We start from the raw sequence: 24,072 nt of genomic DNA, 5'->3' as shown, positions 1-24,072 counted from the left end.
CACCCCTGTTGCCGCATCCTTGCCGGGATCGCGGCTTTTCTTATCCCGCGGGAGCTGCGATGGCTGAAGCTGTACGCCACGACAAGACTGCGCGCCAACTGCGGATGCTGTCCGATGCACTGGACAGCGGCCGGCTGGGCCCGGTACGTCGCCTGGTCAACACCCTGGCCCCGGCCGAGATCGGCAACCTGCTTGAATCACTGCCGCCGGGCAAGCGCGAGGTGGTGTGGGGCCTGGTCGATCCTGAAGACGACGGCGAGGTGCTGGTCCACGTCGGCGAGGACGTGCGCGAAAGCCTGCTCGCGGACATGGACCCGGACGAGATCATCGCCGCGGTCGAAGACCTGGACATCGACGATCTGGCCGACCTGGTCGAAGACCTGCCGGACACGGTCATCGACGAAGTCCTCAAGTCGATGGACCGCGAGAACCGCGAGCGCCTGGAACAGGTCCTGTCCTATCCCGAGGACAGCGCCGGTCGCCTGATGAATCCGGACGTTGTGACCGTGCGCGCCGACGTCAATGTCGACGTCGTGCTGCGCTACCTGCGCCTGCGCGGTGAACTGCCCGACCACACCGACCACCTGTTCGTGGTCAGCCGCCGCCATCAGTACCTCGGCCGCGTGTCGCTGGCGGCACTGGTGACCCACGAGGACACCACCCCGATCAATCGCCTGATCGACGACGAGCAGCCAGCCATCGACGTCGGCGAGAGCGACCAGGAAGTCGCCCGCCAGTTCTCCGACCATGACTGGATCTCCGCGCCAGTGGTGGATGACAACAACATCCTGATCGGTCGCATCACCATCGATGACGTGGTCGACATCATCCGCGGCCAGGCCGAGCACCAGGCGCTGGGCGCCGCCGGTCTGGACGAGGACGAAGATCTGTTCAGCCCGGTCTGGCGCGCGATGCGCCGCCGCCTGATGTGGCTGTCGGTGAACCTGTGCACGGCCTTCCTGGCCTCCAGCGTGGTCGGCCACTTCGAAGGCACCATCGACAAACTGGTGGCGCTGGCGGTGCTGATGCCGATCGTCGCCGGCCTCGGCGGCAACGCCGGTACCCAGGTGCTGGCACTGATGGTGCGCGGCCTGGCGCTGGGCCAGGTGGGCGCCTCCAACGCCCGCACCCTGCTGTGGAAGGAAGTACGGGTCGCGCTGTTGAACGGCGTGATGCTGGGTTCGGTGCTGGGCCTGATCGTGCTCGCCTGGTTCCACTCGCCCGGGTTGTCGGCAGTGATCGCCATCGCGTTGACCTGCAACCTGTTGTTTGCTGCGTTGGCCGGCGTGCTGGTGCCGTTGACGCTGAAGCGCTTCGGCTTCGACCCGGCGCTGGCCAGCGGCATCTTCCTGACCGCCGTGACCGATTCGATGGGCTTCTTCACCTTCCTCGGCCTGGCCACCCTGGTGCTGCTGCACTGACCGTCTCGCGGGTCGGATCCCCGCTGCGCGGCGCTCTGACCCGATCCCAACTGGATCCCCCCATGGCAACGACAATCGAAAACTACTTCCAGCCCGGCTGGCGCGACCAGCAGCACACCTGCCCGGCCTGCGAATGGAAGGGCAGCTCGCGTGCCATGGAAATGGAACTTGACGAGGACGCCACCGAGTACGACTGCCCGGTCTGCGAGAACCCACTGCTGGTGGTCCTGCACCCGGACATTGCGCAGGTGCAGGCCGCCGCCGCCGAAGGCAATACCGAGGCGCAGGAGCAGTTGGAGATCATCGCCAGCTTCCCGCGCCCGCAGTGACGCGGCGCACGATGCCGGGCCGACGTCGGCGGACTACGATGCAGGCGATCTCGCCGCTTCGGAAAATCTCATGGTCCGTTTGCTGTCGCGCTGGCTGCCACTGCTGGCCCTTCTGATGATGAGCGGTTGCACTTCGCTGCCGGACAGCGCGCGTGGCCGCTTCGAAGCACGTGCGGTGAAGGTGGACGGGCAAACGGCGTACTACCAGGTGTTCATTCCGGCCGGCGTGCAGGCCGCCGCTCCCACCCACCTTCCGGTCGTCCTGTTCCTGCACGGCTCGGGCGAGCGCGGCGCCGATGGCGTCAAGCAGACCCACGCCGGGCTGGGGCCTTACCTGCGCGCGCATCCCGATTTCCCCGCCCTGGTGGTGTTCCCGCAGGTACCGGGCCACGAGGAATGGAGCGGCCGCAACAACCGTGCGGCAGTGGCCGCGCTGGACGCGACGATCGCCGAATTCGGCGCCGACCCGGCGCGGCAATACCTGACCGGCATGTCGATGGGCGGCTATGGCAGCTGGAACATCGCATTGGATGACCCACGCCGCTTTGCCGCGATCGTCCCCGTGTGCGGCGCGGTGCTCGCCCCGCGTGCGGTACGCCCGACCCTGTTCGTCGAGCAGGTCGCGCACGAAGCGGACCCGTACGCGGTGATTGCCCAGCGCCTGCAGCACACGCCGATCTGGATCTTCCACGGCGCACTGGATGACGTGGTGCCGCCGGACGACGACCGCAGACTGCATGCCGCGTTCCAGCGCGCCGCCGCACGCGACGTGCGCTACACCGAATACCCGGAAGGCAACCACAATGCCTGGGACGCCACCTACGCCGACCCGGCAATGTGGGAATGGCTGTTCGCGCAGAAGCGCTGAACCGCAGCTTCTGGTAGCTGCCAACCTTGGTTGGCATTGACTGCTCTGGTAGTCGCCAACCTTGGTTGGCACTGGCCTACCTGAAACCAAGCCATTCCCCGATGTTCACTGGAAGCAGGCCCGTCCATGCTTCCTCCATGCAGAACACCCGTCTCCTGCTCGGCCGTCGCTCCAGCGTCGGCCTCAGCTATATCCTCACCACCGTCGTCCATGAACGCGCGCCGCTCTTCACCGACGCCGCAGCGGCCGCCTTGGCAGTCCGCGAATTCCAGCGACTGGATCAGGAGGGCTTCACCCGCTCGATTGCCTACGTGGTCATGCCCGACCACATCCACTGGCTGGTCGAACTACGTGCGGGAACGCTGGAAACCGTCATGAAGCGTTTCAAGTCGCGCACAGCCCGGCAGGCAAACCGGCTGCTGGGGCGAGTAGGGCGCTTCTGGCAGGCCTGCTATCACGATCATGCGATCCGCTCTGACGAATCGTTGCACCGGCATGCGATGTACCTGATGGGAAATCCGATCAGGGCTGGGCTGACGACGCGGCTTGGGCAATATCCGCATGCATGGTGCGAATGGGAGCTTGGGGCGTCATGTGATCTGCCCGATGACATTAGCACCGGTGGATAGTGCCAACCAAGGTTGGCATCTACCAAAACAGTGCGCGCACGAACCGGGCGGTGAGTGTGTCAACCAAGGTTGACACCTACCTCACCCGGGTGGTCAGCCCAGCAGGGTTTCCAGCACGGCCATGCGCACGGCGACGCCGTTGGCGACCTGGCGCAGCACCCACGACTGCGAGCCGTCGGCCACCTCGTCGGTCACTTCCACGCCGCGGTTGATCGGGCCCGGGTGCAGCACCGCGGCATCCTTGCCCGCGCGCGCCAGGCGTTTGTTGGTCAGGCCGTACTGCGCATGGTACTGCTCCAGCGACGGCACCAGACCTTCTTCCATGCGCTCGCGCTGCAGGCGCAGCATCATCAGCGCATCGACGCCTTCCAGCATCGCGTCGAAATCATCGCCGACCACGCAGCCCTTCAGGGTCTCGTCGTCCGGCAGCAGCGACTGCGGGCCACATACGCGGATCTCACCCACGCCCAGCGTGCGCAGCGCATGCAGGTCGGTACGGGCCACGCGCGAGTGCTTCACGTCGCCGACGATCACGACTTTCAGCTTCGAGAAATCCGGGCCCTTGGCCTGGCGCAGGGTCAGCATGTCCAGCAGGCCCTGGGTCGGGTGCGAACTGCGGCCGTCACCGGCATTGATCAGCGCGGTGCCCTCGCCTGCCGCATCGGCCAGTGCGGCCACGGCGCCGTCATCGGGGTGGCGCACCACGAAGCCGCGCACGCCCATCGCTTCCAGGTTGCGAAGCGTGTCGCAGGCGGTCTCACCCTTGCGGGTAGAGGACGTCGAGGCGTCGAAATTCAGCACGTCCGCCCCCAGCCGCTGCGCGGCCAGCTGGAACGAACTGCGGGTGCGCGTGGACGGTTCGAAGAACAGCGTGCACACCGCCGAACCGGCCAGCACGTGGCGCTTGTTGCCGACGCGGCCGACTGCGGCATCGCGGATCTGCCCTGCGCGGTCGAGCAGCTGCAGCAGCGTTTCGCGCGGCAGGCCCTCCAGGGTCAGCAGGTGGCGCAGGCGTCCGGAGGCATCGATTTGCTGGGCGGTCATGGCGGTGTCGGGCAGTCAGGGAATGGGGGTGGCGTCGTCCGGCGACGACAGCCAGCGATCAATGATCACCGCTGCGGCGACGGCATCGAGGGCAGCCGCATCACGGCGGCGCTTGCGCCCTTCGGCGCGCTCGACGGCGAAGCGGCGTGCGGCCTCGACCGAACTGGAACGCTCGTCGATCATCACCACCGGCAGCTTGAAGCGCTCCCGCAGCTGGCGGGCGAAGCCCTGCGCGCGCTTGCGGTTGGGCTGGTCCTGGCCGTCCAGGGTCAGCGGGTCGCCGACCACCAGGCCGTCGGGCTTCCATTCCTTGAGCAGGCGTTCGATCGCGGTCCAGTCCGGGCCGTTGCCGTGCACATCGACCACGGCCACCGCGCGCGCATGCGCGGCGAAGGCACTGCCGATGGCCACGCCGATCCGTCGCGAGCCGACATCGAAACCCAGAACGGTGCCATCACGGCGGATCGCCGGGGCAGCAGAATCCGGCGCGGGCGTGATGGGCTCAGACATGGCCGCTGTAGTCGGTCAGCCGGAACAGGTCCACGCCGATGCGCGAGGCCGCACCCTGCCAGCGCTGCTCCAGCGGCAGCTGGAACACCAGCTCGGCATCGGCCGGCACGGTCAGCCAGCTGTTCTCGGACAGCTCGCTTTCCAGCTGCCCTGCGCCCCAACCGGCACAGCCGAGGGTGACCACGGCATTGGCCGGGCCTTCGCCGCGCGCCATCGCTTCGAGGATGTCGCGCGAGGTGGTCAGGTACAAGCCGTCGCCCACGGTCAGGCTGGAATCCCACGCCCGCGCGTCGTCATGGATGACGAAGCCGCGCTCGGGATGCACCGGGCCGCCGTTGAGCACCATGCGCGCCTGCAGGTCGCCATCACCGGTGGTGATGTCCATCTGTGCAAGCACTTCACCCAGCGTGTACTCGGAAGGCTGGTTGACCAGCACGCCCATCGCCCCGTTCTCGTCGTGCTGGCAGATCAGCGCGACGCTGCGGGCGAAGGTCGCGTCGAGCAGCGACGGCAGCGCGACGAGCAGGTGATCGGCGAGGGAGGTCGGCGTTACAGGCATGGTCCTATTCTACCTGCTGGGGGCGGGATGGTCGCGCGATGGCGTCGAACAGCGATGGGCTAGGATAGTGCTTTGCCATGGAAGGTCATCGATGCAGTCTTCAACGCCCCTGACCCTGCCGGCACGCAGCGCCATCGTCCTGCTTGCCCTGCTGCAGGGCCTGATGCTGTATGCCGCGCAGGAACTGTCCGACGCGTGGCCGTTCCGCGATATCGGCTGGCGCTACTGCTGGTACGCCTGGGTGCTGGCCATTCCCAGCGCGGTGGCGCTGAGCCTGGTGGAGCTGGGCCAGCGCCGCCTGTGGCTGCAGGCCGTGCTCGGCTCGACGGTGGTGCTGGCGCTGGCCGCCTGGATCGGCTGGAACCTCAATGGCGAGACCGCGCTGGAGTCGAGCGCGCTGCAGCTTCCGTTGACCCTGGGCATCGCCGTGGCGGTGTTCGTGGTCCTGCCCTGGTGGCAGTTCCAGCTGCAGCACGGGCACTGGCGTGCCAGTTACCCCGAGCTGTTCGAGCGCGCCTGGCAGAATGGTTTGACCCTGGCCTTGGCGGCACTGTTCACCGGGTTGACCTGGCTGCTGTTGTGGCTGTGGTCGGCGCTGTTCCAGCTGCTCGACGTGACCGTCTTCCGCGACCTGTTCCGGCAGGACGCGTTCATCGCACTGGCCACCGGCAGCCTGGCCGGGTTCGGCGTACTGATCGGGCGCACCCAGCACCGCGCCATCCAGATCACCCGCCAGGTGCTGTTCGCGATCTGCCGTGGGCTGTTGCCGCTGCTCTCGTTCATCGCCGTATTGTTCGTGCTGAGCCTGCCGCTTACCGGGCTGGAACCGTTGTGGAGGACCCGCTCGGCCGCCGGCCTGCTGCTGGTGCTGTCGCTGCTGCTGGTGACGTTCACCAATGCGGTCCACCAGCAGGGGGAAGACAGCGCCCCCTACCCGCTGCTGCTGCGCCGGCTGGTTGAAGCCAGCCTGCTGGCGCTGCCGGTCTACGCCGCACTGGCGCTGTACGCACTGGGGCTGCGCGTGGTGCAGTACGGCTGGACCGTGGACCGGTTCTGGGCGGTACTCGTCGCAGTGGCCGTGGCCGGCTATGCCGTGGGCTACGCGCTGGCGGTGCTGCGCCGGCAGCGCCGCTGGTTGCAGATGCTGGAGCCGGTCAACCGCTGGATGTGCTGGGCGGTGCTGGCACTGGCATTGCTGGGCACCTCGCCGCTGCTGGACCCGGTGCGGCTGACCCTGTCCAGCCAGCTGGCGCGCCTGCGTGCGGACCCGCCCGCGATCACCAGCAGTGACGTCAACGTGCTGCGCTTCGATCTTGGCCACCGCGGCGTGCGGGCGCTGCGCGAGCTGCAGCGTGATCCAGCCATCACCGCCGATGCCAACGCGCCACAGGTGATCGCTGCCGCGCTGGCACGTACCTCGCGCTGGGATGACGGCCACCGCCTCGACAAGGGGCCGCAGGACGTCGTGGCCCTGCAGCGCGCGCTGAAGCTGGCCAAGGGATCCAGCTCACCACCGGACGATTGGTGGCAGGCACTGGCCACGCGCGCGATCGATGGCGAATCCTGCGCCCAGAGCGAGCGCGACTGCCTGATCGTGCATCGCGACCTGGACGGCGATGGCACCGGCGAAGTGCTGCTGTGCGAGCTTTACACCCACCGTGGGCCGGACTGCGTGCTGTACGCACGTGGCAGGGATGCCCACTGGCGCCGGGCCGGTTCGCTGTTCGGCACCGTCAGCGGCCAGGCCGAGACGATCAACCAGGCCCTGCGTGACGGCAAACTCACGCTCGTGCCACCGCGCTGGCCGATGCTGTCCATCGGCGGACACCCTGCGCTGGCCATCGATCCCGAACCCAAATCCAACGAGCCTTCCCCATGAGCGGCTACTGCCTCATCGCCCCGGGCCATCCGGTGCACGACTACTACCACGCCAACGAGTACGGCTTCCCGGAGCGTGACGAGCGCGAGCTGTTCGAACGGCTGGTGCTGGAGATCAACCAGGCCGGCCTGAGCTGGGAAACGATCCTGAAGAAGCGCGAGGGCTTCCGCACGGCCTATGACGGCTTCGATGTGGACCGCGTGGCGGCGTACGCCGAGCAGGACATCGAGCGCCTGCTGTCGGACGCGGGCATCATCCGCAACCGGCTGAAGGTGCTGGCGGCGATCCACAACGCGCAGGTGATCCAGCAGCTGCGGGCCAGCCACGGCAGCTTCGCGTCGTGGCTGGATGCGCACCACCCGCGCAGCAAGGCCGACTGGGTGAAGCTGTTCAAGAAGACCTTCCGCTTCACCGGCGGCGAGATCACCGGCGAGTTCCTGATGAGCCTGGGCTACCTGCCCGGTGCGCATGCCGAGGACTGCCCGGTGCATGCGCGACTGCTGACGCTGTCGCCGCCGTGGCTGAAGTCCGCCGCCCGCTGATGGATATCCGCCGGGCATGGCCCGGCGTTACTACGCGTGGGTTCCGGTAGTGCCGGCCGCTGGCCGGCAACCCCGTTGAACGGTCACACGCCCATGTAGCGGCCGGGGCGGTGGTTGAACATCAGCACCAGGCTGAGCACCACCGCGCCGATGGCCGAGTACAGCACCTTCGACGGCGACAACACGAAGAACGCGGCCACCATCAGGCAGGCGTCGTAGGACATCTGCACCTTGCCCGCGCTCCAGCCACGGGTGCGCTGCAGGTACACCGCCAGGATGCCGATGCCGCCGAGACTGGCACGATGGCGGATGAAGAACAGGATGCCCAGGCCGGACAACGCACCGCCGACGATCGCCGAATACAGCGGGTTGATGTGCGAGAAGTCGATCCAGCGCGGCAGCAGGTCGGTCAGCACGCCACAGGCGGTGACCGCAGCGAAGGTCTTCAGGGTGAATTCCCAGCCCATGCGCCGCAGCGCCACCCAGTAGAACGGCAGGTTGACCAGCACGAACACCAGGCCGAAGTTCCAGCCCATCGCGTAGTGCAGCAGGAACGCCATGCCCGCCATGCCGCCGATCATCAGCCCGCCCTTGGCGAAGATGGCCAGGCCCAGCGAGGCCACCATCGTGGCCAGCACCATGCCCTGCACGTCCTCGGCGATCGAGTGGCGCAGCGCTTTTTCGTCGGCGGTGGTGCCGGCGCTGTCGGGCGGCGGGGTCAGCGGACCGGCGGTGACCAGGTGGCCGTCAGCGTCGTCGCACGGCGCGGGGCCATGGGAGGGAAGGGACATACGGGTGGGGAACAGCAGGTGGGGAGCGGTATTAGACACGATCTGCATGACAGTTGCAGATGAAATCGTTCAGCTGAATGCGTCCCGCGCTATCTCCTGCCCGCCGCTGCTCAGCCCTTGCCGGCCAGATGGTGCGCCACCAGCGCGTTGGCATGGCCATGGCCCAGCCCATGCTCACTTTTCAGGAAGCTGACCAGTTCCATGTGTTTCAGGCCCTTCTTCCCGGCCAGCAGCCCGAACCAGTGCGCCACCGGCTGCCCGTAGGTCTTCTCGATGGAGGGGAAATACGAGGCCGGGCCTTTGGGCTTTTCAGTGCTCATGCGGAAGCTCCTTGCGTTGGATGTACCGGTACGACGAACAGGGGAGCCGGAAATCGACAGGTCCGTTCAATCCGGGAGCCGTATCATCCCGTCATGCCCCGCGAAAACCTCAACGACCTGCAGGCCTTCGTGCACGTTGCCCGCGAGGGCAGCTTCACCAAGGCCGCCGCCCAGCTGGGCGTGTCCCAGTCCGCGCTCAGCCATGCCATGCGCGGCCTGGAACAGCGCCTGGGCGTGCGCCTGCTGACCCGCACCACCCGCAGCGTGTCCACCACCGAAGCCGGTGCCCGCCTGCTCGACACCCTGGGCCCGCGCCTGGCCGAGATCGAGGACGGACTGGCCGCGCTGGCCGAATACCGTGAACGCCCGGCCGGCACCATCCGCATCAATGCCACCGGCCATGCCGCCGAGTACATCGCGTGGCCACGGCTGGCGCCGCTGCTGCAGCAGTATCCGGATTTGAAGGTGGAACTGGCCGCCGACTATGGGCTGGCCGACATCGTGGCCGAGCGCTACGACATCGGCATCCGCCTCGGCGAGCGCCTGGCGCGCGACATGGTCGCCGTGCCGATCAGCCCGCCGCTGCGCATGCGCGTGGTCGGTGCACCCAGCTACTTCCGCCAGCACGTGGTCCCACGCCATCCGGACGAGCTGGCAGACCACAACTGCGTGACCCTGCGCCTGCCCACGCATGGCGGGCTGATGCCGTGGGATTTCGGCCAGGACGGCAACGAACTGAGCGTGCGCGTGAGCGGCCAGTGGACCTTCAACACCATGGGCATGACCCGCGCCGCTGCGCTGGCCGGCAGCGGACTGGCCTGGCTGCCGGAAGACCAGGTGCAGCCGATGCTGGACGATGGCCGCCTGCAGTCGGTACTGGACGACTGGTGCCCGCACTTCGATGGCTACTACGCGTACTACCCGTCGCGCCGCCACGTCACGGTGGCGATGCGCACGGTGCTGGATGCGCTGCGCGGGCCGATGGCTGGATGAGATGTGCGGACCAACGGTCCGCACCCACCTCGGTCCGCACCCGGTGATCAGCCCTTGGCCTGGGCCGCACGCTGTGCGTTGTAGCGCTCACCGACGATCGACACTTCATCCAGCGCCTGCGCGATGCGCTGCAGTTCTTCCGGCGCCAGCTGCAGGTCAGCCGCACCCAGGTTCTCTTCCAGGCGGTGGATCTTGGTGGTGCCCGGAATCGGCACGATCCACGGCGCCTGCGCCAGCAGCCAGGCCAGCGCCACCTGCGCCGGGGTCGCGCCGCGTGCTGCCGCAATCGTACTGATGCGATCCACCAGCGCCTGGTTGGCGCGGCGGGCGTCCACTTCGAAGCGCGGCACGCTGTTGCGGAAATCGTTGGCGTCGAAGGTGGTGTCGGCGTTGATCGCGCCGGTCAGGAAGCCACGGCCGAGCGGACTGAACGGCACGAAGCCGATGCCCAGTTCCTGCAGGGCCGGCAGCAGTTCGCGCTCCGGTTCACGCCACCACAGCGAATACTCGCTCTGCACGGCAGCCACCGGCTGCACCGCGTGCGCACGGCGCACGGTGGTGGCGCTGGCCTCGGACAGGCCGAAGTGGCCGACCTTGCCCTCGGCGATCAGGTCGCGCACGGTGCCGGCCACGTCCTCGATCGGCACGTTCGGGTCGACACGGTGCTGGTAGAACAGGTCGATATGGTCGGTGCGCAGGCGCTTGAGACTGGCTTCGGCCACGGCGCGGATGTTCTCGGGGCGGCTGTCCAGGCCAGTATCGGTGCGCGCATCCTTGAAGCCGAACTTGGTGGCGATCACCAGCTTGTCGCGGTAAGGCGCCAGGGCCTCGCCGAGCAGGTCTTCATTGGTGTACGGGCCGTACACTTCGGCGGTGTCGAAGAAGGTCACGCCGCGTTCAACGGCGGCGTGCAGCAGGGCGATGCCCTGGCTGCGCTCGACCGGCTGGCCATAGGCATGGGTCAGGCCCATGCAACCCAGGCCCAGGGCGGAGACCTTCAGGCCGCTGCGGCCGAGTTCACGTGTCTGCATCGTGATGCTCCAGAGGGGGAACGCTGACGATACGCCTGCAGGGGCCGCCGATTGAATGGGCAGCATTGCAGTTGGTCATGACTGGAATTCATCAATCGCCAACGCGCCCGGTAGAGTCGACTGTTAGTCGACTGCTCTTTCACCGGCCGGGAAAATCCCGCGCTGCGCGCGAGAGTCGACTGACAGTCGACTCTACAGAGTCGCAGGTCACCGGATCTCGGAGATCTCCACGCCATCCAGGCCCTGTGACAGCGTGCGTGCGTCGCCGCCCTGGCTGAGCTTGATGCGCAGGCGCACTTCGTTCTGCGAATCGGCGTAACGCAGCGCGTCCTCGTAGCTGATCTCGCCGGCCTGGTACAGCTCGAACAGGCTCTGGTCGAAGGTCTTCATGCCCAGCTGGACCGAGTCCTTCATCACTTCCTTCAGCTTGTGGATCTCGCCGTCGCGGATGTAGTCCTGCACCAGCGGCGTGCCCAGCAGGATCTCCATCGCCACCTTGCGCGAGCGGCCATCGGGCGACGGCACCAGCTGCTGCGCGACCACGCCCTTGAGATTCAGCGACAGGTCCATCAGCAGCTGGTTGCGGCGATCTTCCGGGAAGAAGTTGACGATGCGGTCCATCGCCTGGTTGGCGTTGTTGGCATGCAGGGTGCACAGCACCAGGTGGCCGGTTTCGGCGAACGCGATGGCGTGGTCCATGCCTTCGCGGGTACGCACCTCACCGATCATGATCACGTCCGGCGCCTGGCGCAGGGTGTTCTTCAGCGCGGCTTCCCAGCTGTCGGTATCGATGCCGACTTCGCGCTGGGTGATGATGCAGCCCTCGTGCTTGTGCACGAATTCGATCGGATCTTCGATGGTGATGATGTGGCCGGTAGAGTTCTGGTTGCGGTAACCGATCATCGCCGCCAGCGAGGTCGATTTACCGGTACCGGTGGCACCGACGAACAGGATGATGCCGCGCTTGGTCATCGCCAGCGTCTTGATGATCGGCGGCAGGCTCAGTTCTTCCACCGTCGGAATGCGCGTCTCGATGCGACGCAGCACCATGCCGACCTGGTTGCGCTGGTAGAAGCAGCTGACGCGGAAGCGGCCGACACCGGACAGGCCGATGGCGAAGTTGCATTCGTGGGTCTTCTCGAATTCCTCGCGCTGCGCCGGGGTCATCACGTTGAGGACCAGGTCGCGGCTCTGCTGCGGCGTGAGCGGGGTCTGCGTGATCGGCGAGATCTTGCCGTTGACCTTCATCGCCGGCGGCATGCCCGCAGTGATGAACAGGTCCGAGGCGCGCTGGTGCGCCATCAGCTTGAGGAACGAAGTGAAATCGATGGTGGTCGCGGTGGTGTTCACGGCAGGCTCCCGGAAAGCGGTTTACCAGGTAACGGTCGGTGGAGGAAACAACACGGGAACAGCAGCGCACTGGCGCACGCTGCCCCGTTACTGCCCCGCCTTACTCGAACAGGCGCTTGTCCTTGGCGTACTCACGGGCCTGGTTTCGGGTGATCAGGCTGCGCTTGACCAGGTCCTGCAGGTGCTGGTCCAGGGTCATCATGCCGTATTGCTGGCCAGTCTGGATGGCCGAGTACATCTGCGCCACCTTGTCCTCGCGGATCAGGTTGCGGATGGCCGGGGTGCCGACCATGATTTCCCACGCTGCGGTACGACCGCCGCCAACCTTCTTCAGCAGCGCCTGCGAAATGACCGCGCGCAACGACTCGGACAGCATCGAGCGCACCATCGGCTTTTCGCCGGCCGGGAACACGTCGATGATGCGGTCGATGGTCTTGGCCGCCGAGCTGGTGTGCAGGGTGCCGAACACCAGGTGGCCGGTTTCCGCCGCGGTCAGTGCCAGGCGGATGGTTTCCAGGTCACGAAGTTCGCCCACCAGGATGATGTCCGGGTCCTCACGCAGCGCCGAGCGCAGTGCTTCATTGAAGCCATGCGTGTCGCGGTGCACTTCGCGCTGGTTGATCAGGCACTTCTGCGAGGTATGCACGAATTCGATCGGATCCTCGACGGTGAGGATGTGGCCGTATTCGTTCTTGTTGATGTAGTCGATCATCGCCGCCAGCGTGGTCGACTTGCCCGAACCGGTCGGGCCGGTCACCAGGATCAGGCCCTGCGGCTGCTGGATCACTTCGCGGAACAGCGGCGGGCAGGCCAGGTCCTCGAGGGTGAGCACCTCGGACGGAATGGTACGGAACACCGCACCGGCACCGCGGTTCTGGTTGAACGCGTTCACTCGGAAGCGCGCCAGCGACGGGATCTCGAAGGAGAAGTCCACTTCGAGGAATTCCTCGTAATCGCGGCGCTGCTTGTCGGACATGATGTCGTACACCAGCGCATGGACCTGCTTGTGGTCCAGGGCTGGGATGTTGATCCGGCGAACGTCGCCGTCGACGCGGATCATCGGCGGCAGGCCTGCGGACAGGTGCAGGTCGGACGCTTTGTTCTTAACGGAAAACGCCAGCAGTTCGGCGATATCCATGAGCGGCTACTCCCCAATAACGGCTTCGACTGGAAGGATCTTTCCCCGGGCGGCAGTATAGCCTCCTGATTCAACGGAACGCGTTACGTGGCCACTCCCCTGCCCCAGATCCTGAGCAACCTGCATGCCGCCGCCGAGGCCGCTGGCAGGCCCGACCCACGCCTGCTGGCGGTGTCCAAGACCCAGCCGGCCGAGGCCGTGGCCGCGCTGGCCGCGCAGGGCCAGCACGCCTTCGGCGAGAACTACGTGCAGGAGGCACTGGCCAAGATGCAGGCGCTGCAGCACCTGGCGCTGGAATGGCACCTGATCGGCCACCTGCAGTCGAACAAGGCCGAGGCCGTGGCCACCCACTTCGACTGGGTGCAGAGCGTGGACCGGCCCAAGCTGGTGACCGCGCTGGCACGCCATCGGCCGGTCGCGCGAGGCCCGCTGAACGTGCTGATCCAGGTCAACATCGACGACGAATCGAGCAAGCATGGCTGTGCACCGGAAGAAGTGGATGCACTGGCCGCAGCGATTGCCGCCGAACCCACCCTGCGCCTGCGCGGACTGATGGCGATTCCCGCGCCATGGCCCGAAGCCGAGCGCCGTCGGGATGCATTCGTGCGCATGCGTACACTTTTCCAGTCGCAGGCTGCCCAACACGCGCAGATCGACACGCTGTCGATGGGCATGAGCAGCGACTACGCCGAAGCCATCGCCGAGGGCGCCACCCTGGTGCGCATCGGCACCGCCCTGTTCGGCGCGCGCCCGCGCCCGGCCTGATTTTTCAAGGAGATTTCAATGGCAGCTGATTCCATCACCTTCATCGGCGGCGGCAACATGGCGCGCAGCCTGATCGCCGGCCTGATCCGCCAGGGCGTGCCGGCCGCGCACATCCATGTCGCCGAACCGGTGGCCGAACTGCGCCAGGCGCTGGCCGCCGACTTCGGCGTGCAGGTGCATGACAACACGAGCGATGCCGCCGCGCAGGGTGGCACCTGGCTGCTGGCGGTGAAGCCGCAGGTGCTGCGCGAAGTCTGCCAGTCTCTGCAGGCGCTGGCACAGGCGAGCCGACCGCTGGTGGTGTCGATTGCCGCCGGCATCACCAGTGCGCAGCTGCAGCGTTGGCTGGGGGGCGACCTGGCAGTGGTGCGCGCGATGCCGAACACCCCTGCCCTGCTCGGCGCAGGTGTGACCGGCCTGTTCGCCACACCGTCGGTGGACACGCAGCAGCACGCGCGGGCCGAGCAGGTGCTGGCCAGTGCCGGGCGCACGGTGTGGATCGACAGCGAGGGGCTGATGGATTCAGTGACTGCCGTTTCCGGCAGCGGCCCGGCCTATGTGTTCCTGCTGGCCGAAGCGATGGAAGCGGCGGGTATTGCCCAGGGCCTGCCGGCCGACGCCGCGCGCACGCTGGTGGTGCAGACCCTGCTGGGCGCCTCACGCATGCTGGATGAGGCTGGCGAAAGCCCGGCGGAACTGCGCCGCCGCGTGACCTCGCCCAACGGCACCACCCAGGCCGCGATCGAGAGCTTCCAGGCCGGTGGCTTCGAGGCCCTGGTGGATACGGCACTGCGCGCTGCGCAGGTGCGTGGGCAGGAACTGTCTGCGGCGAATGATTGATCCCGATGTGTGCCGACCAACGGTCGGCACCTACCATCATCCACGCATGGCGTGGATGCTCATTGCCCCAACGTGGTCATGACGAAATCGACGAAGCACTGCAACCGCGGGCGCGGCCTGCGGTCGGGCAGGTAGATCAGGTGCATCGGCCGCGGTTCGGGCAGGTAGTCGCGCAGCAGCGGCTTCAACCGCCCTGCTGCAATCTCCCCGGCCAGCAGTGCGGTCGGCTGCAGCACCAGCCCGGCCCCGGCCACGGCGGCTTCGCGCAGTGCAACACCATCATTGCAGGTCAGGCGCGCTTCCCAGTCCACCTGTTCACCGTTGGCCAGCTGCCAGCCGTGGCCACCGCGCCAGGCCAGATGGCTCAGGCAGTCATGCCCTTCCAGATCGGCGGGCGTACGCGGCGTGCCGCGCCGGCGCAGGTAGGACGGCGCCGCGCACAGGCTCATCGCATACGGTGGCAGCGGCCGCGCCACCACCTCCTGCGACGGCAGCGGCCCGACCCGGATCGCCACGTCGAAGCCGTCCTCGATCAGATCCACACGGCGGTTGCTCAGATCCAGTTCGACGTTCAGCTGCGGCTGCGCGCGCAGCAGGCCGGCCAGTTGTGGCGCCAGCACGCAGCTGCCCCAGGTGGTGGGTGCGCTGACCCGCAGCAGCCCGCGCGGTTGCACCTGCAGTCCAGCCACGTCGGCCTCGGCCTGCTGCACCTGCTCCAGCACCTGCCGGCACCCGGCCAGGTAGGCGCTGCCGGCTTCGGTCAGGCGCTGACGGCGGGTGTTCCGTTGCAGCACCGCGGTGCCCAGGTGCGCCTCCAGCTGCTGGATGTACTTGCCGACCATCACCGCCGAGACCTGCAACTGTTCAGCGGCCCCTGCAAAGCTGCCGCACTCGGCTACCGCGACGAAAGCCTGCATGCAGCGAAGGGTATCCATTGCTAATCCAGAGTTAGGAATCCTCAAAGCATACGCCGCTTACCTAACCCCACTGTGACGGCGCAGACTGCGCTTACTCCCTCACGCAAGGAACGGCCATGAAGATCCTCCTCGTTGGTGCCAGCGGCACCCTCGGTCAGGCAGTCGCCCGCCAGCTCGGACAACAGCATCAGATTCTCGCCGCCGGCCGCAACAGTGGCGAAATGCGCGTGGATCTGACCGACGACGCCAGCGTCGCCGAACTGTTCTCGCGTACCGGCCCGGTTGATGCGGTGATTTCCACCGCCGGCAAGCTGCACTTCGGTCCGCTGCAGGACATGACGCCGGCGCAGTTCAACCTCGGCCTGCAGGACAAGCTGCTGGGCCAGGTGCGGCTGGCCCTGGCGGCGCAGCACCATCTCAACGCCGGCGGCTCGATCACCCTGACCAGCGGCATCGTCAGTGCACAGCCGATCCGCGATGGCGTCAACGCCACCTCGGTGAATGCCGCGCTGGAAGGCTTCGTGCGTGCCGCCGCGTTGGAACTGCTGCCGCGTGGCCTGCGCATCAACGTGGTCAGCCCGAACGTGCTGATCGAATCGATGGCGGCCTACGCACCCTATTTCCCGGGCTTTGAAGCGGTGAGCGCGCAGCGCGCGGCGCTGGCCTTCCAGCGTGCAGTGGAAGGCATCCAGAGCGGCGAGACGATCACGGTCTGGTAAGAAAGAAGGGACGGAGGGGATCAAGTCGTCAATGCACAAACGACATAATCCCCTCCGTCCCCTTTTCGCGGGTCATTCCCAGCGCATCGGGCCGTCGCCGCGTTCGCCAAGCACATCCCCCGGGTTGGCCAGGCGGCAGCGCTGCAGCGACAGGCAGCCGCAGCCGATGCAGCCGGTGAGCTCATCGCGCAGCAGTTGCAGCATGTGGATGCGCTCCTCCAGCTCGGTGCGCCAGCGCGCGGACAGCCTGGCCCAGTCGGCCTTGGTCGGTGCGCGCCCCTCGGGCAGGCTTTCGAAGGCACGGCCGACCGCTTCCAGCGGCATGCCCACGCGCTGCGCAACGCGGATCACGGCCAGCCGGCGCAGCACGTCGCGGCTGTAGCGGCGCTGGTTGCCCGAGGTGCGCAGGCTGCTGATCAGCCCCTTGCGCTCGTAGAAATGCAGCGCGGAAACCGCCACGCCACTGCGCTGGGCGACTTCACCCACGCTCAGTTCCTGGGACACCATTGCTTGACCTCAACTGCTGTTGAGGTGTCATGCTGCTATCTTCGCCGCCAGTTGACAAGCGCGGCCCGCATCTGACCCGTATGACCCCGACCCTCTCGCCCGCCGCCGCCCACCTGCCGGCCGACACCTCGATCCTGTCCGCACGCTATCGCGCGACCACCCTCGGCATGGTCGCGCTGGTCGCGCTGCACGCCTTCGAGGCATTGGCCGTTGCGGCCGCGATGCCCACCGTGGCCGAGGCGCTGGATGGCCTGCGCCTGTACGCACTGGCCTTCGGCGGTACCCTGGCCACCAGCGTGATCGGCATGACCCTGGCCGGGCGCTGGGCCGATCACCATGGTCCGGCACGGCCACTCTGGTACGGCCTTGGCTGCTTCGTGCTGGGCCTGTTGCTAGCCGGCTTCGCGATGCGCATGGGCATGCTGGTGGCGGGACGCCTGCTGCAGGGCCTGGGTGCGGGTGCGATCTCGGTCTCGCTGTACGTGATGGTCGGCCGCAGCTACCCGGAGCACCTGCGGCCGAAGGTGTTCGCCGCCTTCTCGGCCGGCTGGGTGGTGCCTTCGATGGTTGGCCCGGCGTTGAGCGGCCTGATCGTGCAGCACCTGGGCTGGCGCTGGGTGTTCCTGGCGGTGCCATTGCTGGCGGTTCCGGCAGGCCTGCTGCTGCGCCCCGCGCTGGCACGCATGCAGCCCCGTCCCCCCGGCACCGCCGACGATGGACGCGGCAAGGTGGTGCGCTGGGCCAGCGGCGCCTCGCTGGCCGCGTTGCTGCTGTACTTCGGCGGTCAGCAACCGGCCCTGCCTGCCCTGCTCTGCATCGGTGTGGCGGTGCTGGCGCTGCTGTTCTGCGTACATCGACTGCTTCCGCGCGGAACACTGATCCTGCGCCGTGGCCTGCCCAGCGTGATCGCGCTGCGTGGCATCGCGGCAGCCGCCTTCTTCGCCTGCGAGGCCTACCTGCCACTGCTGCTGCAGCGCGAACGTGGCCTTTCGCCCAGCTGGGCCGGTGCCGTACTCAGTCTCGGTGCGCTGGGCTGGTTCGCCGGCTCGTGGCTGCAGGGCCACCAGCAGCGTGGCTGGCCACGCCAGCAGCTGCTGCGCGCCGGCACAATGATGATGACGGTCGGCATCGCCGCCACGCTGGCCGTGCTGTTCAACGCGGTGCCACTGCCGGTGTCGCTGCTCGGCTGGGCCGTGACCGGCTTCGGCATGGGCATGATCTACGCCAGCCTGTCGGTGTTGACGCTGTCGTTGTCGGCGCCGCGGGAGCAAGGTGCCAACACCTCGGCACTGCAGCTGAGCGAGGCCCTGTCGGTGACCACCGCGCTGGCGGTCTCCGGCGCATTGTTCGCATTGTTCGTGGAAAGCAGCCCGCACACCGGCTACCTGCTGTGCCTGACCATCACCTTCGGCCTTGCGCTGTTGGCCACGGTGATCGCGCGACGGGTGTAGCGCCGCCGGATTCCGGTAGTGCCGGCCGCTGGCCGGCAACCTCCGCGCACGCGGGAATCCCATGACGGCCAGCGGCCGGCATTACCGCGTACCGGCCCCCACATCATCGATGTCCCGATGCAGGATGCGCCGCACTTCCAGCACCGCCTGCGGGGTCTCCTGCACGCTGTGGCCGGAAATGATCACCTTCTCGGACAATGCACCCGGCAGGTGCGCACTCCAGTACGGCACCAGCCCGTCATCGGATTTGTCCACCGGCAGTTCCGGTTTGCGCTGGGCGATGATCGAGTGGTACTTCAGGCCCGCTTCGATCGGCAGCTGTGCGGCGGCCTTCACGAACGGATCGCTGGCCTTGAGGTTGTCGATGCTGTTCGGAATCTTCGGCTTGGCCGTGCCATCGACCTGCTGTTCGGCCTGCGCCAGTGCCAGGAACACATCCTCGAATTTGCCGAGGATGGTCAGCGGCAGGCGTACCAGGCGACCGATCAGGCGCCCGACCTTGTTGCCGGCAATGTCGGTGCCCTGGTGCGGCGCGGCGATGAAGATCGCACGCTCCACGTTCGGCTGCGCCTTGAAATGCAGCAGCGGCCCCAGCTTGTTCTGCACCCGCTTCAGGCGCTCGCCCTTCAGGTCGTAGTTGGCCAGCAGGTCATTCCACAGTACGTCGCCCGAGTCACTGACCAGCAGGCGCGCCAGCACGCCGCCCATGCTGTGGCCGATGTAGACCATGTCCTTCGATGCACGCGTGCTGCCGTTGGGATCGAAGTGCTTCAGCGTGTCGTTGAACGCATTGGCGATCTCGTAGCGGTTCAACGCGATCGGCGCATTGGTCGGGTAGTACACCTGCCACACCTGGAACTGCTGGCGCAGCTCGGGGTCGCCCATGATCTCGTTGGCCAGGTTCACCCAGGCTTCCGGGCTGCTGGCCAGGCCGTGCAGCATGAAGATAATGCGACGATTCGGGTCCCACGGCTGCATCAGGTAGATGTGCGGTTCGCCGATGCCCTCGCTCATGCCGAACAGGGTGCGCAGCGATTGCCGGGCGAAACCGCTCTGCGCCAGCCACAGGCCATAGGCGGCGGTGAAGTTGCCGGCAAGCGGCACCTGCTCGCCATGCAGGGTGATGCGCTCGGTGGCTTCGGGCGAATAAGCGTCCAGCTCGACCCGGCGCGTACGCATCACATCGTCCAGGTTGCTGCCCTCGAAGCGCAGCAGTGCGGTGACGTTGATCGAGGACATCTCGCTGAACTCGGGCACCGAATCGTCATGGCGATGACGGCGGCCACGGCGTGCGTCGTCCTCATCCTCCTGCGGCGCCTCGGCCTTGGGGCCCTCGGGTGCGATCACCGGTGCAACCAGCTTCGGCGGGTCCATCACCATCACCAGCTCGGCACCGAAGCCATCGCGGCGATAGGTACTGCGCAGGCCGACGAAGCTGACCGTGCCGGCCGGCACCAGCTGCGCGGGAATGCTCTTCAGGTTCAGCTGCTGGTAGTTGGAGGCCAGCGACCAGCTGCCGACCGTGAGCGGCTTCGTGTAATCCTCGCCGGCCAGCGCAGCGGCGCGTGCGCGCACGAACAGCACCACTGCCGCCTTCTCGGCCGCGTAGTTGTAGTAGTCGCGCACCTGCGTCTGGCGGTCCTCGAAGGCACGGTCGGACGGTGAGCGGCCGCTGTAGAACAGGTAGGCATAGGCATAGCGCGCCGCTTCCAGCCAGGCATCCAATGCCGCATCGCTCATCGGCGGATCGCCGGCAGCCGTCTTCTTCGGCGTCATCGCCAGCGCGGCCTTCACCCACAGTTCGGACAGCGCCGACAACCGCTGCTCGACATTGAGGTCGTCGGTCATCAGCAGCGTGCTGCGGCAGACCAGGAAGTCCTTTTCGCACTGCGACTCGTCCAGGCCTGCCGCGCTGAGCGTTTCGCGCGCGGCCGGGCTGAGCTTGCCCGTGTTGAGCACGTCGGCACGCTTGTTGACCAGCGAATCGCTGGACTTGACCTGCTTGACGGTAACCATCGCGCAACCGCTGCTACCCAGCAGCAGGAAGGCAGCGAACAACACCGGCAGCAGGCGCTGCCAGCGGCGTGGGAGGAATCGGGTCATTACTGCGGGTCCTGCTCGGTGCCGGGCACGCCCTGGCGGATTACGGTGGAGAAGTGGTCGCCGCTGCCCAGGTCCAGCGCACGCTGGGTGATGCGGCCCTTGTCATGCAGCTCGGCATACGGCACACCTGGAGCGAGCGCGCCGACCTCCTGCGCGTACTCGGCCAGGTAACCGGACAGCAGCAGGCGGTAATCCAGCGGCAGACGCGGTGCGATGTGCCGGGCCAGGTCGAAGACGATGGTGGTGCAGTTGCTGGTCAGCGTGTTGTAGAAGCCGGGCTTGGCATCCAGTTCGCGGGCCTGCGCGATGTACGCAGCGAACAGTTCCTTCAGCTGTGCGCGGTTCATGCCATGCAGGCGGTAGAGATAGACGTCCTCGCCGCGCGCGTTGGTGCGGGTGCGGATGATGTCGGTCTCCTCCGAAGCTACCAGGGTCATCTCGAACTTGCGGAAAAAGCCACCCAGCGCCGAGAACGATTCACCGCGCTCCTTGCGGATCTCCAGCGAGAACACCACGTGGCGGCCGTCCTCGAAACCAAACGAGATCAGGGTGTGGGCGATGGCCGGGCCCATCCAGTACGACAGCACCAGATCGGCAGAGCGCAACTGGTCCAGGTCGTACTCGCGGCGCACCCAGCGGGCGTCGTAGTCGGTTTCGCTGCGCCAGGTGAAATCACGCACGTTGTCCAGCACGACATGGCGGCCATCGAAAGACACCACGTGCAGGCGCTGGGCCACGTCATCGGCCCACACGCGGTCTTGGCGCGGGGTCAGCAGCAGCCACCACAGGCCGGCCAGCGCCAGCGATGCCCCGAACGCCAGGCCCAGGCGGCGCGAGGCACGGCCACGCGAGACCCGCCACGACACCCACAGCGCTACCAGCAGCCACAGCCCGGCGACGCCGGTAGCCAGCCAGCCCGGCCCCGGCAACTGATAGGCCAGCAGCCCGGTCACCCACAGCGCCAGCAGCGCCATGGCACTTCCTGTCATCCATCGTCCTGCGGCTTTCACTGGCATCCTGTCGCGGTCCTGAAGCCGCATAGTTAGCCACAAGCGGGTTCACCGTGGCATCTACGGCCCGTTCAGGCACACCGGCGCACCGTCTGCGGCGGTCCCCGCGGCCAGACGGATCACACAGGAGCAATGATGGGCATCACTTCCGTGGCCGGCGTTCCGGTCCAACCCCAGCACCGCGCAACCTGCCACTGCGGCACCGTCGAGCTGCTGCTGGACCTGCCGGACGGCATCGTCGATCCCCGCCGCTGCGACTGTTCGATGTGCCGGCGCCGGGGCGCCATCGCCGCCAGCGTCCCCCGCCAGGGCCTGCAGGTGCTGCGCGGGCAGAACCACCTGCAGATGTACCAGTTCAACACCCATGTGGCCGAGCACTACTTCTGTGGCGTGTGCGGCATCTACACCCATCACCGGCGCCGCTCCAACCCCGACCAGTACGGCTACAACGTGGCCTGCCTGGAAGGCATCGACCCGTTCGCGTTGGGGGTGATCCCGGTCAGCGATGGGGTCAACCACCCATCAGACCGCACCGGCTAGTGGCGCGTGCGCCGTGGCGGCGTGGCCACCTTCTGCCAGGGCGCCATGCCGCTGCGCCCCGCCCGCGCCGGGCGTTTCAGCCAGGGCCGGCGCGGCGGTGCCGGTGGCGCATCCGCGGCCGGGGGAGGAAGCGGTCGACGGCCAGGCCAGAGATGATCGAGCAGCCACATGGCAGGTCTCCGTGGGGGACGGGGACGACCAAGGCTAGGCCCGGGTGGGCATAGGCAGCGTGAGCGGGACACGACAACGGGATGACGGCGAAGGCGGGCGATGAGCCTGCTACGCAGTACGCCCGACCAACGCGTCTTTACGTTTCCGCAGCAACAGGTGCAACAACGCAGCACATGCGGCGGTCAGCAGCGCCAGTACACGCAGCAGTGTTGCCAGCGCCTCACTACTGGCATGCTGAAGCTGCATGCGACTCATCGCCGGTAGCAGTGCCTGCGCCTGTTCCCGCGCCCCCGTGGCCAGATAGGCACCGGCACGGGCCAGCGATGCCGGCGACGCGCCCTGCAGCTGATGGCCGATCTGCAGCGCAAGCAAGGCAGTGACTGCGGCCAATGCGATGCCCTCACCGGCTACACGCACGGTCCCGAAGATGCCGGCGGCCATGCCCGCACGCTGTACCGGCACCACGCTCACCGACAGCCCATCCATCAGCCCCCATGGCAAGGCCGTCCCTGCACCGACCAGCATCAGCCACGGCACCCACTGCGAAGGCGACGGCTGCGATGCATGGCGCGACAACAGGTACAGACCAGAGGCACAGACCAGCAGTCCCAGCGTGCACAGCCGCGCACTTCCAACGCGCTCCGCCCAGCGCGCAACCAGCATCGGCAGCACCAGCATCGGCGCGGACAGGGCCAGCATCTGCAGCCCCACCAGGGTCGCGCTCTGTCCGTGCACTCCCAGCAGCTGCAGAGGCAATACCACCAGCAGCACCACGTAGCCGAAGCAGGTTGCGACCGGCAGCACCTGGACACCGAGGAACGCCGGTTGCGAGAACAACGAGAGGTCCAGCAGGGGTGAGCGGTGCAGTCGTTCGATGCAGATGAACGCTGCGCCCAGCAGCAGCGTCGCCAACAGCGCCAGTTGCACGCGCACGGTATGCAGGCCGAACTCGCCCAGCCACAGCAGGGCCAGGGTCAACGCTGCCAGCATCAGGCTGAAGCCCAGCATGCCGCCGACATCCAGTCGCCCGCGTTCACCGTGGCTTTCGGGCAACACACGCGCGCCCAGTACGAAGGCGGCGAATGTCAGCACGCCGCCGACGGCGAACACACTGCGCCATCCCAATGCCTGCAGCAGCAGACCCGCAAGCAGCGGCCCCAGCGCCAACCCCGCACCGAATGTGGCGCCCAGCAGGGCGAACACACGGCCACGCATCGGCCCCTGCCAAGCATGCGCGAGCGCAGCCGTGCCCGATGCCAACGCCGCTGCGGCGGCAACGCCCTGCAACCCACGCGCCAGATCCAGCGAGGGTAGCGTGGGAGCAAGGCAGACGGCGATCGTGGCAATGGTGAAGCCTGCTGTGCCCAGCAGGAACAACCGCCGCCGGCCATAGCGGTCGGCCAGGCCACCGGCAGCGAGCAGCAGGCTGCCGAAGGTGAGCATGAAGGCGTTGGTCACCCAGGCCAGCACGCTCGGCGACGACGCCACGGAACGGGCCAGCGCGGGCACCGCGACCGCACCGGCCGAGAAGGACAACGGCAACGCCAGTGCGGCCAGGCAGACGGCAAGCAGGGTCCAGCGCTGCTGCGTCTGGACAGGTACAGGGAGCATCGAAACCGGGGCCATGCGGGCCTCCAACCATCAG

General features: G+C 67.3%; 24 protein-coding genes and 1 pseudogene. 12 read left to right on the top strand and 13 right to left on the bottom strand.

What is annotated here, in order from left to right; all coding sequences use genetic code 11:
- Positions 1-59 precede the first annotated feature (59 nt).
- From mgtE to AC5P9P_RS01065, 4 genes are all read left to right on the top strand, one after another.
- On the top strand, positions 60-1,421 hold the full coding sequence (mgtE, locus tag AC5P9P_RS01080; RefSeq protein WP_008266103.1) for a magnesium transporter: 1,362 nt from the start codon (positions 60-62) through the stop codon (positions 1,419-1,421).
- A gap of 62 nt (positions 1,422-1,483) precedes the next feature.
- Positions 1,484-1,750 carry a hypothetical protein gene (locus AC5P9P_RS01075; protein ID WP_033834839.1) on the top strand — a complete coding sequence of 89 codons (267 nt, stop codon included), beginning with the start codon at positions 1,484-1,486 and terminating at the stop codon, positions 1,748-1,750.
- A gap of 70 nt (positions 1,751-1,820) precedes the next feature.
- Positions 1,821-2,618 (top strand): carboxylesterase family protein, encoded by a 798-nt coding sequence (locus AC5P9P_RS01070; RefSeq protein WP_033834838.1) that lies wholly within the window; start codon positions 1,821-1,823, stop codon positions 2,616-2,618.
- 137 nt (positions 2,619-2,755) lie between these two features.
- Positions 2,756-3,247 carry an REP-associated tyrosine transposase gene (locus AC5P9P_RS01065; RefSeq protein ID WP_033834837.1) on the top strand — a complete coding sequence of 164 codons (492 nt, stop codon included), beginning with the start codon at positions 2,756-2,758 and terminating at the stop codon, positions 3,245-3,247.
- A gap of 93 nt (positions 3,248-3,340) precedes the next feature.
- Here the strand turns inward: AC5P9P_RS01065 and AC5P9P_RS01060 are convergent, their stop codons facing one another.
- From AC5P9P_RS01060 to AC5P9P_RS01050, 3 genes are read right to left on the bottom strand one after another with little or no spacing between them, the layout of a single operon-like run.
- On the bottom strand, positions 3,341-4,291 hold the full coding sequence (locus AC5P9P_RS01060; protein ID WP_049403275.1) for an aspartate carbamoyltransferase catalytic subunit: 951 nt from the start codon (positions 4,289-4,291) through the stop codon (positions 3,341-3,343).
- A 15-nt stretch (positions 4,292-4,306) separates the two neighbouring features.
- Positions 4,307-4,801, bottom strand: coding sequence for a Holliday junction resolvase RuvX (gene ruvX / locus AC5P9P_RS01055; RefSeq protein ID WP_005408378.1), 495 nt, complete (start codon positions 4,799-4,801; stop codon positions 4,307-4,309).
- A complete protein-coding gene (locus tag AC5P9P_RS01050) occupies positions 4,794-5,360 on the bottom strand; it encodes a YqgE/AlgH family protein (RefSeq protein WP_005408377.1) in 567 nt (188 codons plus the stop codon). The genes ruvX and AC5P9P_RS01050 overlap by 8 nt, the downstream gene beginning before the upstream one ends.
- Before the next feature lie 91 nt (positions 5,361-5,451).
- Between AC5P9P_RS01050 and AC5P9P_RS01045 the strand changes: the two genes are divergently transcribed.
- Together AC5P9P_RS01045 and AC5P9P_RS01040 are read left to right on the top strand one after the other, a co-directional pair.
- A complete protein-coding gene (locus tag AC5P9P_RS01045; RefSeq protein ID WP_495232567.1) occupies positions 5,452-7,239 on the top strand; it encodes a DUF4153 domain-containing protein in 1,788 nt (595 codons plus the stop codon).
- A complete protein-coding gene (locus tag AC5P9P_RS01040) occupies positions 7,236-7,781 on the top strand; it encodes a DNA-3-methyladenine glycosylase I (protein WP_495232566.1) in 546 nt (181 codons plus the stop codon). The genes AC5P9P_RS01045 and AC5P9P_RS01040 overlap by 4 nt, the downstream gene beginning before the upstream one ends.
- An 83-nt stretch (positions 7,782-7,864) precedes the next feature.
- On the opposite strand, the gene AC5P9P_RS01035 is transcribed toward AC5P9P_RS01040, so the two are convergent.
- The gene (locus tag AC5P9P_RS01035) at positions 7,865-8,572 is read right to left on the bottom strand and encodes a YitT family protein (protein WP_014036228.1); all 708 of its coding nucleotides are present in this window, start codon (positions 8,570-8,572) and stop codon (positions 7,865-7,867) included.
- A gap of 110 nt (positions 8,573-8,682) precedes the next feature.
- Positions 8,683-8,892: a DUF4287 domain-containing protein gene (locus tag AC5P9P_RS01030; protein WP_005412490.1), complete on the bottom strand. Its 210-nt coding sequence runs from the start codon at positions 8,890-8,892 to the stop codon at positions 8,683-8,685.
- Positions 8,893-8,985: 93 nt separating this feature from the next.
- Here AC5P9P_RS01030 and AC5P9P_RS01025 point away from each other — a divergent pair, with 93 nt between their 5' ends.
- Positions 8,986-9,885, top strand: coding sequence for a LysR family transcriptional regulator (locus tag AC5P9P_RS01025; RefSeq protein ID WP_111108626.1), 900 nt, complete (start codon positions 8,986-8,988; stop codon positions 9,883-9,885).
- Positions 9,886-9,932: 47 nt separating this feature from the next.
- Here the strand turns inward: AC5P9P_RS01025 and AC5P9P_RS01020 are convergent, their stop codons facing one another.
- From AC5P9P_RS01020 to AC5P9P_RS01010, 3 genes are all read right to left on the bottom strand, one after another.
- The gene (locus tag AC5P9P_RS01020) at positions 9,933-10,916 is read right to left on the bottom strand and encodes an aldo/keto reductase (RefSeq protein ID WP_111172729.1); all 984 of its coding nucleotides are present in this window, start codon (positions 10,914-10,916) and stop codon (positions 9,933-9,935) included.
- A 207-nt stretch (positions 10,917-11,123) separates the two neighbouring features.
- Entirely contained in the window at positions 11,124-12,266 is a 1,143-nt protein-coding gene (locus AC5P9P_RS01015; protein ID WP_005408369.1) for a PilT/PilU family type 4a pilus ATPase, read from the bottom strand.
- A 100-nt stretch (positions 12,267-12,366) separates the two neighbouring features.
- A complete protein-coding gene (locus tag AC5P9P_RS01010) occupies positions 12,367-13,404 on the bottom strand; it encodes a type IV pilus twitching motility protein PilT (protein ID WP_004147099.1) in 1,038 nt (345 codons plus the stop codon).
- Between the two features lie 87 nt (positions 13,405-13,491).
- On the opposite strand from AC5P9P_RS01010, the gene AC5P9P_RS01005 reads away from it, so the two are divergent.
- Both AC5P9P_RS01005 and proC read left to right on the top strand, forming a co-directional pair.
- Positions 13,492-14,169 (top strand): YggS family pyridoxal phosphate-dependent enzyme, encoded by a 678-nt coding sequence (locus AC5P9P_RS01005; RefSeq protein ID WP_033834831.1) that lies wholly within the window; start codon positions 13,492-13,494, stop codon positions 14,167-14,169.
- Positions 14,170-14,187: 18 nt separating this feature from the next.
- Entirely contained in the window at positions 14,188-15,009 is an 822-nt protein-coding gene (gene proC, locus AC5P9P_RS01000) for a pyrroline-5-carboxylate reductase (protein ID WP_033834830.1), read from the top strand.
- 59 nt (positions 15,010-15,068) lie between these two features.
- On the opposite strand, the gene AC5P9P_RS00995 is transcribed toward proC, so the two are convergent.
- Entirely contained in the window at positions 15,069-15,944 is an 876-nt protein-coding gene (locus AC5P9P_RS00995; RefSeq protein WP_005412485.1) for a LysR family transcriptional regulator, read from the bottom strand.
- A gap of 77 nt (positions 15,945-16,021) precedes the next feature.
- Here AC5P9P_RS00995 and AC5P9P_RS00990 point away from each other — a divergent pair.
- A pseudogene (locus tag AC5P9P_RS00990) lies at positions 16,022-16,645 on the top strand (short chain dehydrogenase); the annotation flags it as partial.
- A 72-nt stretch (positions 16,646-16,717) separates the two neighbouring features.
- Here the strand turns inward: AC5P9P_RS00990 and soxR are convergent.
- The gene (gene soxR, locus AC5P9P_RS00985) at positions 16,718-17,152 is read right to left on the bottom strand and encodes a redox-sensitive transcriptional activator SoxR (protein WP_005412484.1); all 435 of its coding nucleotides are present in this window, start codon (positions 17,150-17,152) and stop codon (positions 16,718-16,720) included.
- A 29-nt stretch (positions 17,153-17,181) separates the two neighbouring features.
- On the opposite strand from soxR, the gene AC5P9P_RS00980 reads away from it, so the two are divergent.
- Positions 17,182-18,603, top strand: coding sequence for an MFS transporter (locus tag AC5P9P_RS00980; RefSeq protein WP_049403284.1), 1,422 nt, complete (start codon positions 17,182-17,184; stop codon positions 18,601-18,603).
- Between the two features lie 81 nt (positions 18,604-18,684).
- On the opposite strand, the gene AC5P9P_RS00975 is transcribed toward AC5P9P_RS00980, so the two are convergent.
- Together AC5P9P_RS00975 and AC5P9P_RS00970 are read right to left on the bottom strand one after the other, a co-directional pair.
- The gene (locus AC5P9P_RS00975) at positions 18,685-20,706 is read right to left on the bottom strand and encodes an esterase/lipase family protein (protein WP_005408362.1); all 2,022 of its coding nucleotides are present in this window, start codon (positions 20,704-20,706) and stop codon (positions 18,685-18,687) included.
- Positions 20,706-21,680 carry an Lnb N-terminal periplasmic domain-containing protein gene (locus AC5P9P_RS00970; protein WP_495232618.1) on the bottom strand — a complete coding sequence of 325 codons (975 nt, stop codon included), beginning with the start codon at positions 21,678-21,680 and terminating at the stop codon, positions 20,706-20,708. Before AC5P9P_RS00970 ends, AC5P9P_RS00975 begins: the two co-directional genes overlap by 1 nt.
- Positions 21,681-21,851: 171 nt before the next feature.
- On the opposite strand from AC5P9P_RS00970, the gene AC5P9P_RS00965 reads away from it, so the two are divergent.
- Positions 21,852-22,256 (top strand): GFA family protein, encoded by a 405-nt coding sequence (locus AC5P9P_RS00965; RefSeq protein ID WP_033834825.1) that lies wholly within the window; start codon positions 21,852-21,854, stop codon positions 22,254-22,256.
- A 279-nt stretch (positions 22,257-22,535) separates the two neighbouring features.
- On the opposite strand, the gene AC5P9P_RS00960 is transcribed toward AC5P9P_RS00965, so the two are convergent.
- Positions 22,536-24,053: an MFS transporter gene (locus AC5P9P_RS00960; protein ID WP_495232565.1), complete on the bottom strand. Its 1,518-nt coding sequence runs from the start codon at positions 24,051-24,053 to the stop codon at positions 22,536-22,538.
- Positions 24,054-24,072: the final 19 nt, after the last annotated feature.

The sequence above is a fragment of the Stenotrophomonas sp. YJH_SMC_14-1 genome, assembly GCF_059372275.1.
This window is presented reverse-complemented; position numbering and strand designations above follow the sequence as displayed.